Below are 13,853 nucleotides of genomic sequence, written 5' to 3'. Positions count from 1 at the left end.
GCAGGCTCAGTCCGTGGCATCGCCGCCCGCACCATGCACGCGCTGGAACAGGTCTTGCGCCAGAGCGTCAATCCGGACGACACGCTGCCCCGAGCTCAGCAGGCCGGTACTCACGTCCAGAAAGGCTTCCAGGCGGCTGATGATTTGCTCCCAGTCGCGGGTATCCACCTCCACCTCGTCCATCGCGAGGATGTCCTGCATCTCCTCACCGGTAACGGTGCAAAGGGTTTGGACGATGAGCTGGCGTATGAATTGGCGGCTCAGCTGCATGAGGCAGTCCCTTGCGCGGCGGCAGCGGTCTGGAGGGCATTGGCGCTATGCGCCGTGGCGGGGGCGCGGGCCAGGCCACGTGCGATGCGCAGAGCGTTGGCCTGGATGGTGAGCGTCGGGTTGAGTCCACCGGGATAGGGCATGTAGCTGCCGTCCACCACGTGGACATTCTCGACCGAGTGAACGCGACCATCGCGATCGACCACCGAGCTTGCGGGATCGGTGCCTGCGCGGCAGGTGCCATGCAGATGCGTGCTGCCCATGACGTACTGCGAGGGTTCTCGCTGGATGGCATCCGCCCCGGCCGCCCGCAGCCACTCTGCGGAACGATCGCACATGTACTCCAGCCGGGCGGCATCGCGGGCATCGGTTCGGTAATCGATCATCAAGCGCGGCAGTCCCCACCGATCCCGCTCGCTGGACAGCCTGACCCGGTTTGCCGCCGAAGGATGGTCCGCAAGGATGGTCTCGACCCGCAGCAACAAGCCAGGCACCTCCATGGGCTGCCATTCGTCGTGCTTGGTCTCGTAGATGAGCCCGCCAACCCCGGTGGGACAGCGTTCGTCCAGGTAGTGATCCAGCACGCTGACGCCGGAGAAGGGGCCGCGATAGCCGATGGGGTGGCGCTGCACGGCCTCCGGGTCCATGGCGACCACGCCCTGGGTGTACTCGCTCAGCTTCATGCACAGGCCGCGCCCCACCATGTCATGTTCGTTGCCGATGCCCCGGGGCGCATGGCTGGTCTGGGAGCGCAGGAGCAGGGCCGCCGTCTGGATGGCGTTGCAGGCCAGGACGAAGAGACGCCCGCGGATCACCCGTGTGGTGCCACTGCTCAGGTCCAGGCATTGCACAGCGCTGACTTTCCGCGCCGACTCCTGCTGCAGCGAGAGTGCCTTGACCCCGGTCAGGAGGGTCAGATGCGGCGACTCGGCCAAAGGCTTGAGCACCGCCTGGACCACATCGCGCTTAGCCCCACGGTCGCACTGCGCCGAGATGCATAGCGAGCAATGGTCGCAGCGCTGGCGGTCGATCGCCAAGGGCGTTGCCAGCGGATGATGGCCCAGTCGCTGCGCGGCCTGCCACAGGTGCTCAGCCGGGAGGCCAAGCGAGGCCGGCCTGTCCTTGGCGCCAGCAGGTGAAGGCTTGTTAACGTGCAGTAGCGCCTCGATCTCGTCATAACTGGCGGCGAGGTCCGCTCCAGTGATGGGCCAATGCACATGCAGGCCCTCAGCCGTGATCCTGGCGCGAGGGTCGAAATCGAAGTCGGTGTAGCGGAACGAAGCTCCCCCATAGAACACCGTGCCGCCGCCGAGATTGCGGGTGCTCCAAGGCCAGCCCCGGGTCGACCACCCAAGCTCGCCATTGCCGGCCAGCGCTCGCTCTGCGTCGGCATCGACCAGGGCGTTCGCCGCATCGGGACGCAACCAGCCACCTTCCTCAAGGACCAGGGTCCTCAGTCCAGCGCGTACGAACTCGGAGGCCGCGATCGCGCCGCTGGCACCGCTGCCCACGACGACCACGTCGTAGCTGTCATACAAGGCATCTGGCCCGGCGAGACCATGGACATGCGAGGTCCCCAGGGCTTGCCTACGGATGAAACCAGGCACCGGAAATTTCATCGTTGTGTCACCTGTCGGGAGATTGAGGGCACGCGCCCCAGTGCCGGCGCGAGGCAGTCACCAGCCGTTCACCGCTGGCCGCTGTACCGGGACGATTCACGAAGAAGCTGCGCACTATACGGCAGGCGTGCATCACTTCTGGGAGTTATCAAACGCTCTGCGCCCTGTCAAAGTTTGCAGTTGCACCGATCCAGAAGTCCTATGTTGCAAGAAGCTGCCGAGCCATGGAGCCATGGAGCCGGAGAGCACGCGGCACCAGCCAGGACATGACCGCCTTCAAGAGCCCGCCCCGATGCTCGGCTGGGCCATGTGGCGCCACCCCGAAGGGACAAGCCATGACCCCCGCGAGCCCGGCCGGGCCTGAGGAGCCTCCCATTGCAGGCGAGCCGATCGGGCGTGGGCGACATGCGCCCCTGGGTAGATGCGGAGCAGCGACCACACGCAGGCCGGGGACAATGCCGCACCGCCCCCGCCCTCAGGCTCCCAGAGCATTACCCCATGTCCGCCTCCTCCTCGCACCGGGCTTCGCACCCGGCGGTCTATTTCGTCCTCTTCGCCCCCTTCAGCGCCCTCAGCGGCTACCTGGCCATTGCCGCCGCCTATGCACTGGCCCAGGCCAAGGTGCCTGCAGAGGCCATTGCCGGCCTGCTGGCGGTGACCTTCATGCCGCATGCGGTCAAGTTCCTGTGGGCGCCCATCGTGGACCTCACGCTGACGCGCAAGACCTGGTACCTGATCGGCTGCGTGGGCTCGGCCGCAGGCATGGTCATCACCGGCCTGACACCCTACAAGCTCGAGTCCATCCCCTTCCTGACGGCCGTGGCCGTGGCGGCCGGCATTGCCGCCAGCCTGCTGGGCATGTCGGTGGAAAGCCTCATGGCCCACGCCACGCCGGACGAGGAAAAGGGCCGCGCCGCCGGCTGGATGCAGGCCGGCAATATGGCGGGCTCCAGCCTCGGCGGCGGCCTGGCGCTGTGGATGATGGAGGACCTGCATGTCTCACCCATGCTCACCAGCAGCCTGATGGCGGCGCTGACCCTGGCCTGCGCCACCGCACTGCCCCTGGTCCGCGAACCTGCACGGGATGGCGCCGGCAAGGGCTTCGACTTCGTCGCCAACGCCCGCTCCGCGGGCAGGGACCTCTGGGAGGTCGCGCGCTCGCGCATGGGCCTGCTGGCCATCCTGGTCTGCTTCCTGCCCATAGGCGCTGGCGGCGCCAGCAATCTGTGGTCCGTCGTGGCCCCGGACTGGCATGCCAGCGCGGCCACCGTCGCCCTGGTCACCGGCGTGGTCAGCGGCATCGTGTCTGCGGGAGGCAGCCTGCTGGGCGGCTTCATCTGCGACCGCATGGACCGCAAATGGGCCTACTGCCTCTTCGGCGGCCTGCAGGCCCTGTGCGCCCTGGCCATGGCGGCGGCGCCCCACTCCGAGTCCAGCTTCGTCGTCTTCACCACGCTCTACGCCCTGACCACCGGCCTCTGCTACACCGGCTATGCCGCCGTGGTGCTGGAAGCCATCGGCAAGGGCGCTGCGGCCACCAAGTACAGTCTGCTGGCTTCCCTTGCGAACATGCCGCTGAGCTGGATGACGCTGGTGGCCGGCTACTCCCAGACCCACTGGGGCAATAACGGCATGCTGCAGGCCGAAGCCGTCATCGGCGGCGCCGCGCTGCTGGTCTTTGCCTTGGCGGCCAGGGCCGCCCAGCGCCGGGCCGCACCATCGGCGGAGCCTGCCAGCGCCGCCTAAACATTTGTCCAAAATGTCGGACATTTGTCTAGAATGCCCGCATGGACAAGCCACGGCAGCGGCTGCTCGCCCTCTTGCGCGAGCAGCCTTTCATCACGCAGGACGCATTGGCCGCCCAGTTGGGGCTGGCGCGATCGACCCTCACTCATCAGCTGGCCCAACTGACTCGTGAAGGCTTGATCCTGGGCCGCGCCTATGTGCTGGCCGAGCCCCGCCAGCTGCTGTGCATAGGCGCCGCCAACCGCGACCGCAAGCTGCGCACCCAGGGCCCCGCACGCCTGGCCAGCTCCAATCCGGCCTCCCAGCTGGAGAGCGCGGGCGGCGTGGCTCGCAATATCGCCGAGAACCTCGCCCGCCTGGGCCTGCCCGTGCAACTGCTGACCGCCGTGGGCCAGGACCCGGCCGGCCAGGCCCTGCTGGCCGAGGCCGCCTCGCTGGGCATTCGCACCCACGGCAGCCTGCAATTGGCCGAGGTGCCCACGGGCAGCTACACCGCCGTGCTGGACGAACACGGCGACCTGCTCATCGGCCTGGCCCAGATGCAGGCCTGCGAGGCCCTGGATGCCGCATTTCTCCAGTCCACCCTGGCGCTCAGGCGCAGCGCAAGCTGGACGGTGCTGGACCTGAACCTGCCGGCCGCCACCGTCGCTGCCCTGCTGGCCGAGGCGGCAGCCGGCCAGCGCCAGCAGGCTGCCGTGGCGGCCTCCGTGCCCAAGATGGACCGCCTGCCGCAGGACCTGCGCGGGCTGTCCCTGCTGCTGCTCAACCGCGACGAGCTGGCCGCCTGCACCAGCATCCACCTGGACAGCGAGGCCGCCCTGGACGAGGCTTGGTCCCAGTTGCAAGCCCGGGGCCTTCAACGGCTGGTGCTCACCCAAGGCAGCGACGATGTCCGCTGCGCCTGCACGGGCGAGCCCCTGCGACGGGTGCCGGCACAGGCCGTGACGGACATCGTCGAAGTCACCGGCGCCGGCGACGCCTTTGCCGCCGGCGTCGTCGCCGGGCTGCTGCGCGCGCCCCACGACCTGATCGCCGCCTGCCGGCTGGGCCAGCGCCTGGCCGCCCTCACCCTGCAAAGCGCGGCCACGGTATCGCCGCTGCTGAGCCCTGCACTCCTGGAGGAGACCGCCCCATGAACCTGCCTCTGATCTTCGCCCCCGAAGTTGCCCGCGCCCGCGAACAGGGCCGCGCCATCGTCGCCCTTGAGTCGACCATCATTTCCCACGGCATGCCCTACCCGCAGAACGTGCAGACCGCCCGCGAGGTCGAGGCCATCGTGCGCGCGGAAGGCGCGGTGCCGGCCACCATCGCGGTGATGGGCGGCAAGATCCGCATCGGCCTGTCGGACGAGGAACTCGAGCTGTTGGGCCAGAGCCCCGACGCCCTGAAGCTCAGCCGCCGCGACCTGCCCTATGCCCTGGTCAGCGGCCGCGTTGGCGCCACCACGGTGGCCGCCACCATGATCTGCGCGCAGCTGGCGGGCATCCAGGTCTTCGTGACCGGCGGCATCGGCGGGGTGCACCGCGGTGCCGAGACCAGCTTCGACATCTCGGCCGACCTGCAGGAGCTGGCCCGCACCTCGGTGGCCGTGGTCTGCGCGGGCGCCAAGAGCATCCTGGACCTTCCGCTGACCCTGGAATACCTGGAAACACACGGCGTGCCCGTGCTGTCCATCGGCCAGGACAATTTCGCCGCTTTCTACACGCCGGACAGCGGGCTCAAGGCCGACTTCCGCATTGACGACCCGGCCGAGCAGGCGCGCTTCCTGCGCGCCAAGTGGGGCCTGGGCCTGACCGGCGGCGTGGTGATCAGCAACCCCGTGCCGGCCGACCAGGCCATGCCGCGGGAGGAGATCGAGCGCATCACCGCGCAAGCCCTGCAGGAGGCCCAGGCACAGGGCATCCAGGGCAAGGCGGTGACGCCCTATCTGCTGGCCCGCATCAAAGCCCTCACTGACGGCCGCAGCCTGTCCACAAACATCGCCCTGGTGCGGCACAACGCCCGGGCGGGCGCGCGCCTGGCGCAAGCCTTGCTGCGTGCATAAGGTCATGCGCTGACTTCACATCGGGGCAATACGCTGGAGAGTTCGCCGGGCTAAGCTTCGGGACTTCTCTCCAGCTCACCTGCTGAGCCCGCGGCGCGTCCGGGTTCCTTCGCTTCGTGCGTGGAGGCCCTGCGTCCCGGCTCAGGCCAGAAAGACAAGCCCCATGCGCCGCACGCCCGTCGTTGCCATCGTTCTTCTGCTGATCATCGCCGCCGCAGGCTGGCGCTGGAAAGCCACCCAGACCGCCCCCGGCGCCCTGCCGCCGGCCGGCGCGACCTCAACGCCCGGCGCCAAGGGCGCGGCGGCACCCCAGACCGTGGGTGTGGTGACAGTGCAGCGCCAGGACGTGCCGGTGAGCATCGAAGCCGCCGGCACCGTGGCTGCGCTGCAGAGCGTGGACCTGCGCGCCCAGACCACCTCCACCGTGCGCGAAGTCCTGATCAAGGATGGGCAGATGGTCAGGAAGGGTCAGGTCTTGTTCCGCTTCGATGACCGGACCGACCGCGCCAACCTCGACAAGGCCCGCGCCCAACTGGCCCGCGACCGCGCCAGTCTGGCCGACGCCGAACGCCAGCTCCAACGAGCCCGGGACCTGCTGCGCCAGAGCTTTGTCGCCCAGAGTGCCGTGGACACGGCCCAGAGCAATGTCGAGGCCCAGCGCGCCCTGGTGCAGTCGGATGAAGCGGCGGTCCAGGCCGCCAGCGTCAGCCTCAGTTACAACGAGCTGCGCGCGCCGCTGTCGGGCCGTGCCGGCCTGGTCAACGCCATGCCAGGCGCGCTGGTGCAGGCCAATGCCACCAGCACGCCGCTGCTCAACATCGCCCAGCTCTCACCCATCGGGGTCAGCTTCGTCGTGCCCGAGACCCAGCTGCAACCCCTGCTGGCTGCCGTCCGCCCGGACGGCGAGGGCCGGACCGAGCCACTGGACGTGCAGGTGAGCCTGCCCGGCGCGCCGCGCGGCAAGGGCAAGGCCGCCGAAGCCGCGCTGACAGGGCACCTGGGCTTTGTGGACAACCTCGTCGACGCCAGCACCGGCACCATCAAGGCACGCGCTGAATTCGACAACGCCGGGCAGCAACTCTGGCCCGGCCAGTACGTGCGCGTGCGGCTGACGCTGCGCACCCTGAAGAACGCCGTGGTCGTGCCGCAGGCTGCGCTCATCCTGCGCGGCAGCGAGCGTACGCTCTACGTGGTAGGCCCCGACAAGACCGCGCAGTTGAAGCCCGTGCAGCTGCGCTATGGCTTCGGCGACTTCGCCGTGGTCGAGGGCGTGGAGGCCGGCGAGCAGGTGGTGCTGGAAGGCAAGCAGAACCTGCGCCCCGGCACTCCGCTGAAGGTGCAGCCCGCGGCCGTCAACCCGGGTCGCAGCCCGCGGCCAGATGCGCCCGCCAGCGCGGCATCGGCCGCCTCGGGAGCCGGCGCATGAGCCCCGCACGACCGCCCGAAGGGGCTCGCTCCCGCCTGGCGGGTCAGCATGCAGCGCGAAGGATGCCCCAATGAGGCTGACCGAGCTCTTCATCCGGCGGCCGGTGATGACCGTGCTGCTCAATCTCTCCCTGGTGATCGCGGGCCTGGCGGCCTTCTCCAAGCTGCCGGTCGCGGCCCTGCCCTCCTACAACACGCCGGTCATCAATGTGCAGGCCAGCCTGCCTGGCGCCAGCCCCGAGACCATGGCGTCCTCCGTGGCCCTGCCGCTGGAGAAGCAGTTCTCCACCATCGCCGGGCTGTCCAGCATCTCGTCCACCAGCATCCTGGGCAGCACCTCGCTGACCCTGGAGTTCGACCCCAGCCGCAACATCGACGCCGCAGCGGTGGACGTGCAGGCCGCGCTGTTCCGCTCCCTGCGCGCCCTGCCCACGGAGATGAGTTCGCCGCCGTCCTACCGCAAGGTCAATCCGGCCGACGCGCCTGTGCTGATGGTGGCGCTGACCTCGCCCTCGCTGAACCTCTCGGACCTCAACGACTACGCCGAGAACCTCATCACCCCGGCGCTGTCCACCATCAACGGCGTGGCCCAGGTGTCCATCTTCGGCCAGAAGCGCTATGCCGTGCGCATCCAGGCCCGCACCGAGGCCCTCACTCAGCGCGGCATCACGCTGGAGGAGCTGCAGGCGGCCATCCGCTCGGCCAATGCCAACACCCCGGTAGGCGTGCTGGACGGCGCGCGCCAGACCCTCACCATCCAAGCCAACAGGCAGCTGCGGAACGCGAAGGAATTCGGCGCCATCGTGGTCGCCAGCCGCAACGGCCAGCCCATCTTCCTGCGCGACCTGGCCGAGGTGCAGGACAGCTTCGAGACCACCAAGTCCTTCGCCAGCTTCAACGGCGAGCGTTCCATCACCCTGGCCGTGCAGCGCCAGCCAGATGCCAACACCGTGGCAGTGGTCGATGCCGTCAAGGCCATGCTGCCGCGCATGGCGGCGCAGCTGCCGGCCTCCGTGCAGATGAGCACGCTCAACGACCGCTCGCTGTCCATCCGCGAGTCCCTGCACGACGTCTACTTCACCCTGGCCCTGACCGTGGCCCTGGTGGTGCTGGTGATCTTCCTGTTCCTGCGCCGCGCGGTGGCCACGCTGATCCCCACGCTGTCCTTGCCCATCTCGTTGATCGGCGCGCTGACCCTGCTCTACGCCCTGGGCTACAGCCTGGACAACATCTCCCTGCTGGGCATCACCCTGGCCGTGGGCCTGGTGGTGGACGACGCCATCGTGATGCTGGAGAACATCGTGCGCCACGTCGAGGACGGCATGGCGCCCTTCGACGCCGCCATCCGCGGGGCCCGGGAGATGGCCTTCACCATCCTGTCCATCTCCATCTCCCTGGTGGCGGTGCTGATCCCCATCTTCTTCATGCCCGGTGTGATCGGCCTGCTCTTCCATGAGTTCGCGGTGGTGGTGATGCTGTCCATCCTCGTCTCCGCCCTGGTGTCCCTGAGCCTGGTACCCATGCTGTGCAGCCGCTTCCTGCAGCCGCACCACGAGGTCGAGGAGTCGGCCCTGGGCAAGACCTTCGAGCGCGGCTTCAGTGCCGTGCTGGGTGCCTACGAGCGCAGCCTGGACTGGGCCCTGGCGCATCGCAAGGCCGTGCTGGCCGTGGCCGTGGCCAGCTTCGTTGCCACCGTCGTCCAGTACACGCTGATCCCCAAGGGCTTCTTCCCCGAGGAGGACGTGGGCCAGATCCAGGCCAGCACCGAGGCCTCGGAGGACATCAGCTACGCCGCCATGGAGCAGCTGCAGCAGCGCGTGGCCGAGATCGTGCGCCAGCACGAAGCCGTGGCAAGCGTGGGCTCAGCCCTGGGTGCAGGCGGGGGCGGGGGCAATGCGGTGAACAACGGCCGCATGTTCATCAACCTCAAGCCCCGCAAGGAGCGCCAGGCCATGCCCCAGGTGCTGGAGAGCCTGCGCAAGGAGCTTCGCAAGGTGCCAGGCATCGCCGTCTACCTGCGCCCGGTGCAGAACCTGCAGATCGGCGGCCGCCAGAGCAAGGCGCGCTACCAGTACTCGCTGCAGTCCGTCAGCGCGGGCGAGCTCAGCCAGTGGGCGCAGAAGCTGCAGGAGAAGCTTCGCGCCGACCCCCAGTTCCGCGACGTCACCAGCGACTCCCAGCAGCGCGGCCTTCAAGCCAACCTGATCATCGACCGCGAGCACGCCAACCTGCTGGGCGTGCAGATGCAAGACCTGCGCAGCGCCCTCTACGACGCCTTCGGTGAACGCCAGGTCTCCAGCATCTACGCCGAGAGCAACACCTACCAGGTGATCATGGAGGCCAGCCCCGAGGACCGAGGCACCGAGGACGCCTTCGCCAAGATCCAGCTGCGCGGGCGCAACGGCACCCTGGTCCCGCTGCAGGCCTTCGCCACCGTGCAGCGCGGCCTGGGCCCCACGGCCATCAACCACCAGGGCCAGCTGCAGGCTGTCACCGTGGCCTTCAACCTCGCGCCCGACGTGCCCCTGGGCGAGGCCACGGCGAAGCTGGACGGCTATGTGCGCGAGATGCAGCTCCCACCGTCCATCATCACCAGCTATGGCGGGGACGCCGCGGTGTTCCAGGATTCGCAAGGGGGTCAGGTCTTGCTGATCGTGCTGGCGCTGGCGGTGATCTATGTGCTGCTGGGCGTGCTCTACGAGAGCTACATCCACCCGGTGACCATCCTCGCCGGACTGCCCTCGGCCGCCGTGGGCGCGCTGGCCACGCTGGAACTTTTCGGCATGGAGCTGACCATCATCGCCACCATCGGCATCGTGATGCTGATCGGCATCGTGAAGAAGAACGCCATCATGATGATCGACTTCGCCCTCGATGCGCAGCGTGCCGGCGGCATGAGCCCGGAGCAGGCCATCCGCGAGGCCTGTCGCCTGCGCTTCCGGCCCATCATGATGACGACGCTGGCGGCATTGATGGGCGCACTGCCCATCGCCCTGGGCCTGGGCGCTGGCGCGGAACTGCGTCAGCCGCTGGGCCTGGCGGTGGTGGGCGGTCTGATCGTGTCGCAGGCCGTGACGCTGTACATCACGCCGGTGATCTACCTGGCCCTGGACCGCTTCAGCGGCTCGGGCCCGGACATGCGGGAAGTCAGCGAGGCTCGCATGACGGCACACAGCGCCTGAGGTCCGCAGCCCCGCCAGGCACCACCGCCAACGCTCAGGTCGCTGCCGTGGAACGGGTCTTCTGCTCGGCCTTGTCGCGGTACATGTCCTGATCGGCGATGCGCATCAGCCCCTGGGCGTCGTTGGCCATGGCGGGATAGACGGCGATGCCCATGGCCGCACTGACCCGCACGGCCAGGTTGTGCACCGAGATGAAGATGGGCTGCTCCAGCAGCGCCACCAGCTTTGCCCGGACCTGCTGGGCCTGGGCCAGGCTGTCCACGTCGGGCAGCAGCACCAGGAATTCGTCCCCGCCAATGCGGCCCACGGTATCGGCCTCGCGCAGCGAGGCGGCCAGGCGCTGCGCCACGACCTTGAGGACCTGGTCCCCCGCCTCGTGGCCATAGCGGTCGTTGATGGGCTTGAAGTCGTTGAGGTCCACGAATATCAAGGCCAACCCCTGGTTCTTGCGCTGGGCCTGGGCCAGGGCGCGGTCCAGGCGGTCATGCAGAAGACGCAGCGACGGCAGGCCGGTCAGCGCATCGTGGTTGGCCAGGTGGCGCACGACCTGCTCCGCCCGGGCGCGCCGCGCCACCTCTTCCTTGAGTTCGTCGAGGCTGCGCTCCACCGACTCCGCCATCTCGTCGATGGCCTGGGAGAGCTCACCGAACTCAGAGCTGTGGCCCAGGCTGATGCGCTGCCCCTGCTGCTGCCCCTTGCGCACCTGCTTGGCCCAGTGACGCAGCAGTTCGACCGGCCGGCGCACCGAGCGGTCATAGCGCAGGGCCATGAAAACGGCATTGCCCGCCGTCAGCACCAGGCAGACGATGGCCAGCCAGGCCGTGAAGCGCAGATTGTCCTGAAGAGGCTGCAGCCAGGCCTCGTGCCCGGCCTTCAGGGACTGGCGCACGGCACGCAGCGGCCCCATGATCTCGGCCTTGGCATGGCGGTAGGCCGGGCCGTGCAGCATCTCCAGCGCGTCCTTCCAGTCCTCTTCCGCCAAAGGGTGCGAGGAGCCCCGGGTGTCGACCCGACCCATAGCCTGCTGCTCCGTCTTCATCAGCGCCTCGGAGCGACGCAGGGCCTCCGCCAGTCGGGCGTAGTCGTCGGGATCGAAGCCGGCCTCCACCATGCGCTCCTGCATGGAACGCGCCACGGCCGGCCGGCCGGCGGCGCGCGGCTGGTCCAGTGCAAGGTCCCAGTAGACCTCGTCATAGCCCTCCGGCTCAGCCTGCAGGCCGTCGCGCATGCGCGAGACTTCGCGGTAGTGGTCGGCGAACTGAGGGTCGCGGCTCACCACGAACAGCCGCGCCATGCGCGTCAGCTCGTCAGAACTGCGCTGCAGCTGGGCCACCAGTTGGTCGCGCTGCATGAAGAGGCGCTGCTGCTCCATCACGCTGCGGTAGCCCGCGACCAGGTAGCCCATGGCCGCTGTCGTCACCAGTACCAGCACGATCTGGGCGATCAGGTTGAGGGCCAGCTTGGTTCGGAACAGCATGGTGGCGGGGCTTGCGGACATGACCTATCGAGCGCCCGATCGAGCCGTCGACCAGCTGCGCACAGCGAGCTCGATCAGGTCCAGCACGTTCTCGAAGCCCACGGCGCTGCCGAAATAAGGATCGGGCACCTCCTGCCCCAGACGGTCTGGCACCAGGTCCATCAGCAGGCGCAGCTTGTGCTGGTGCTCCGGCGGGCACTGGCGGCGCAGGGCCTGCAGATTGTCCTGGTCCATGGCCAGGATGTGGTCGAAGCGCAGGTAGTCGTCAACCTCGACGCGGCGGGAGCGCCATTTCTTGTCCACGGGATACTTGCGGCGGCTGAGCGCCGCCAAGGCCCGGGCATCCATGCCTTGCGGACGCGAGGACGCGCGCGCGCCCGCCGAGGCCACCCGCCCCAGTCCGAGGGCGGCAGCCTGCGCCTTGAACACCGCTTCGGCCATGGGCGAGCGACAGATGTTGGCCGTGCAGACCAGCAGCAGGGATTGCATGGCGGGCATTATGGGCGAGCGCGCCGCTTCCGGACCGCTCCCCAGCACCTGCAGCCACGGGTAGGGTGACCGCCGTCAAGGCCTGCCCCCAGCGCACGGGCGAAGCCGCGGGCCCCTGCGATCCCCCCGCCCAGCCGCCCTGCCCACCGCGATTCGACGAGGGGCCTGGCACACCTCATCGCCCATCTGAAGAACCGGGGGCGGCGCTCAGTGTTTCGTTTCCCCGGCCAGATATTCGGCAACCGTCACCGGGCGCATTTTCACGATTCTCTCCACCGGCACATTGAAATACCGCGCCAATTCCCGCGCGACACGAAAAAGCACCGGCCGCCCGATTTCTGCTCGCTTGATGGAGGCAATGGAGACTCGAAATCGGCCCTGCTGGCAGCTTTCCGCCATTTCCTCCTGGGTCTGCAGTTTCTCGTTGCGAAGGCTTTTCAGCACGTCTTTGACCAGAAATACCCGCCCTTGCTGGACCATGGGTTCATAACGCACGGCCGGGGCCGGATTCATATTGGCCGCCAGCTGCGCCAGCATGTTTTCATAGGACGGATGCTCGCCTGCATGAGGGGTATTGCCCTCGGCGTGCTGGGGTGCAGCCGAAGACTCCTCATTCAGGCTGCTGTCGATTTCCTTGCTCATGGTGACCTCATCAGATGAGACTGAAGGGGCGGGCCTGCACATGCCGGGGAGGCGGGCGGGCGGCGCGTCGATGCGCGGTGCACCGATGGGTACAACGATAGGAAATCGGGGGGAAAGTCGCCTTCCGGGAACCTTCCGGAGGCTTTTGTGGCGCTGCAAGGGATCAAACCAAGTGTTAACCCTTACCACCACGGCGCCAAGCTGCCCGCGGGCCGACGCTGTAGCCTTTGAGAGGCTGGGGACCATTGTCATGCTGGAGCCTGGCGCTGTCAGCGCCAGGGGCAGGGCAGACAGGCGGCAGCTTGGCATCAGTTCGCCCGAGGACTTGCGGCGGCGGCGGCAGATTGCCGGAAGCTTTGCCGCTCTGTCAGCAGATACCCGACAGAGATTGAGCACATGGCAATACCAGAGCCAGCCTAGCAAACCATCCAAAAAGAAAAAAGGTCGCTCGTGAGCGACCTTTCTTGCTTCCCTTTCAACCTGCAATCAGCAGGCTGGGATAATCAAACCCCATTGTTCTTGATCGTGGGATCGGTGGTCGGCAAGAAGGCCACCATACTGCCCGACGTAGTCGTTTCCGCGAACAGCAGGACCAAGCCACGGGTGGATTCGACGCCGGCACTCCAGGGTACCGTCACGGTATCCGCAGTGGTACTGCCGGAACCCGTGGTCGTGGCATCGAGAAAGTTGTAGGCCTCCATCGTGGGATCGTTGCCAATGGTCTTGACAGCCCCACCGACCAGCCGAAGGGTCGGCTGGCGGGTAAACGTGAATCCCGCTGCCGTGCAGCCCTTGGTCACCGGGATGGGGCTGAGCCCAGGGGGAACGGGCACGCCATTGGCGTCGGTGTAGCTCGGATAGGCAACCCCACCCTGCACTGACACGTTGGTGACGGTGAAGGGGGGGACGTAGATGGTGGTCGCGTCGGACATTAAAGGCCTCCTTTTGGCCGGTGTATG

The 13,853-nt window shown here is 67.9% G+C and carries 11 protein-coding genes; 5 read left to right on the top strand and 6 right to left on the bottom strand.

Annotated elements, in window-relative coordinates:
- Nucleotides 1-6: 6 nt before the first annotated feature.
- Nucleotides 7-270: a DUF6137 domain-containing protein gene (locus ACS5PK_RS03360; protein ID WP_183103924.1), complete on the bottom strand. Its 264-nt coding sequence runs from the start codon at nt 268-270 to the stop codon at nt 7-9.
- A complete protein-coding gene (locus ACS5PK_RS03355; protein ID WP_439438866.1) occupies nt 261-1,889 on the bottom strand; it encodes a GMC oxidoreductase in 1,629 nt (542 codons plus the stop codon). The genes ACS5PK_RS03360 and ACS5PK_RS03355 overlap by 10 nt, the downstream gene beginning before the upstream one ends.
- A gap of 498 nt (nt 1,890-2,387) precedes the next feature.
- Here ACS5PK_RS03355 and ACS5PK_RS03350 point away from each other — a divergent pair, with 498 nt between their 5' ends.
- The 5 genes from ACS5PK_RS03350 (at nt 2,388) to ACS5PK_RS03330 (ending at nt 10,286) form a co-directional block, all read left to right on the top strand.
- Entirely contained in the window at nt 2,388-3,635 is a 1,248-nt protein-coding gene (locus tag ACS5PK_RS03350) for an MFS transporter (protein WP_439438865.1), read from the top strand.
- A gap of 41 nt (nt 3,636-3,676) precedes the next feature.
- Nucleotides 3,677-4,771, top strand: coding sequence for a PfkB family carbohydrate kinase (locus ACS5PK_RS03345; protein ID WP_439438864.1), 1,095 nt, complete (start codon nt 3,677-3,679; stop codon nt 4,769-4,771).
- The gene (locus ACS5PK_RS03340) at nt 4,768-5,679 is read left to right on the top strand and encodes a pseudouridine-5'-phosphate glycosidase (RefSeq protein WP_439438863.1); all 912 of its coding nucleotides are present in this window, start codon (nt 4,768-4,770) and stop codon (nt 5,677-5,679) included. The genes ACS5PK_RS03345 and ACS5PK_RS03340 overlap by 4 nt, the downstream gene beginning before the upstream one ends.
- Nucleotides 5,680-5,842: 163 nt before the next feature.
- Nucleotides 5,843-7,105 (top strand): efflux RND transporter periplasmic adaptor subunit, encoded by a 1,263-nt coding sequence (locus ACS5PK_RS03335; protein WP_439438862.1) that lies wholly within the window; start codon nt 5,843-5,845, stop codon nt 7,103-7,105.
- 70 nt (nt 7,106-7,175) lie between these two features.
- Nucleotides 7,176-10,286, top strand: coding sequence for an efflux RND transporter permease subunit (locus tag ACS5PK_RS03330; protein ID WP_439438861.1), 3,111 nt, complete (start codon nt 7,176-7,178; stop codon nt 10,284-10,286).
- 34 nt (nt 10,287-10,320) lie between these two features.
- On the opposite strand, the gene ACS5PK_RS03325 is transcribed toward ACS5PK_RS03330, so the two are convergent.
- From ACS5PK_RS03325 to ACS5PK_RS03310, 4 genes are all read right to left on the bottom strand, one after another.
- Entirely contained in the window at nt 10,321-11,784 is a 1,464-nt protein-coding gene (locus ACS5PK_RS03325) for a diguanylate cyclase domain-containing protein (RefSeq protein WP_439438860.1), read from the bottom strand.
- A 3-nt stretch (nt 11,785-11,787) separates the two neighbouring features.
- Nucleotides 11,788-12,252, bottom strand: coding sequence for a low molecular weight protein-tyrosine-phosphatase (locus ACS5PK_RS03320; protein WP_439438859.1), 465 nt, complete (start codon nt 12,250-12,252; stop codon nt 11,788-11,790).
- 207 nt (nt 12,253-12,459) lie between these two features.
- Entirely contained in the window at nt 12,460-12,894 is a 435-nt protein-coding gene (locus tag ACS5PK_RS03315; protein WP_439438858.1) for a hypothetical protein, read from the bottom strand.
- 503 nt (nt 12,895-13,397) lie between these two features.
- Complete coding sequence (locus tag ACS5PK_RS03310; RefSeq protein WP_439438857.1) at nt 13,398-13,826, bottom strand: hypothetical protein; 429 nt, start codon at nt 13,824-13,826, stop codon at nt 13,398-13,400.
- Between the last annotated feature and the right edge of the window lie 27 nt (nt 13,827-13,853).

Origin of the sequence: Roseateles sp. DB2, assembly GCF_051857535.1 — a bacterium.
Classification (GTDB): domain Bacteria; phylum Pseudomonadota; class Gammaproteobacteria; order Burkholderiales; family Burkholderiaceae_C; genus Roseateles_B.
The sequence above is the reverse complement of the archived record's forward strand: the minus strand, read 5'-3'. Positions and strand labels throughout refer to the sequence as shown.

Coding starts and splice junctions, on each gene's coding strand:
- ACS5PK_RS03360 (WP_183103924.1), bottom strand. CDS start 270: ATGCAGCTGAGCCGCCAATTCATACGCCAGCTCATCGTCCAAACCCTT.
- ACS5PK_RS03355 (WP_439438866.1), bottom strand. CDS start 1,889: ATGAAATTTCCGGTGCCTGGTTTCATCCGTAGGCAAGCCCTGGGGACC.
- ACS5PK_RS03350 (WP_439438865.1), top strand. CDS start 2,388: ATGTCCGCCTCCTCCTCGCACCGGGCTTCGCACCCGGCGGTCTATTTC.
- ACS5PK_RS03345 (WP_439438864.1), top strand. CDS start 3,677: ATGGACAAGCCACGGCAGCGGCTGCTCGCCCTCTTGCGCGAGCAGCCT.
- ACS5PK_RS03340 (WP_439438863.1), top strand. CDS start 4,768: ATGAACCTGCCTCTGATCTTCGCCCCCGAAGTTGCCCGCGCCCGCGAA.
- ACS5PK_RS03335 (WP_439438862.1), top strand. CDS start 5,843: ATGCGCCGCACGCCCGTCGTTGCCATCGTTCTTCTGCTGATCATCGCC.
- ACS5PK_RS03330 (WP_439438861.1), top strand. CDS start 7,176: ATGAGGCTGACCGAGCTCTTCATCCGGCGGCCGGTGATGACCGTGCTG.
- ACS5PK_RS03325 (WP_439438860.1), bottom strand. CDS start 11,784: ATGTCCGCAAGCCCCGCCACCATGCTGTTCCGAACCAAGCTGGCCCTC.
- ACS5PK_RS03320 (WP_439438859.1), bottom strand. CDS start 12,252: ATGCAATCCCTGCTGCTGGTCTGCACGGCCAACATCTGTCGCTCGCCC.
- ACS5PK_RS03315 (WP_439438858.1), bottom strand. CDS start 12,894: ATGAGCAAGGAAATCGACAGCAGCCTGAATGAGGAGTCTTCGGCTGCA.
- ACS5PK_RS03310 (WP_439438857.1), bottom strand. CDS start 13,826: ATGTCCGACGCGACCACCATCTACGTCCCCCCCTTCACCGTCACCAAC.